The sequence below is a fragment of the Bacillus pretiosus genome, from assembly GCF_051294775.1.
Lineage (GTDB): Bacteria > Bacillota > Bacilli > Bacillales > Bacillaceae_G > Bacillus_A > Bacillus_A wiedmannii.
In genome coordinates, this window is record NZ_JBPPHF010000082.1 from 1 (window position 1) to 325 (window position 325).

The 325-nt window shown below is 44.9% G+C and carries 1 protein-coding gene; it reads right to left on the bottom strand.

What is annotated here, in order from left to right; translation table 11 throughout:
- Window positions 1-325: oxidoreductase (locus ACSG5Z_RS29950; protein WP_503827182.1), on the bottom strand; the 325-nt coding region annotated here is incomplete at both ends.

The following is a 325-nucleotide window of genomic DNA, read 5'->3' on the forward strand; positions in this document are numbered from 1 at the left end:
ACATAAACGTTAGCCTTTGCTTTAAATCTCCGCCGTATTTATCAGTACGCTTATTTGCGACCTCATAAGTAAATTGATCGATTAAATATCCGTGTGCACCGTGTATTTCTACTCCATCAAATCCAGCTTCGATCGCGTTTTTCGCAGCTTGTGCATATTGACCAATCACCTCTTGTATTTCTTCTAACGTCATTGCTTCTGGCGTGTCGAACGGGTTACGAAAACGCGGAACATTTCCCTCTGCAGCGATAGCAGACGGTGCTTGTGGCATCTGCCCACCAATTAGCTCGTGATGACTCATACGGCCAACATGCCATATTTGAGC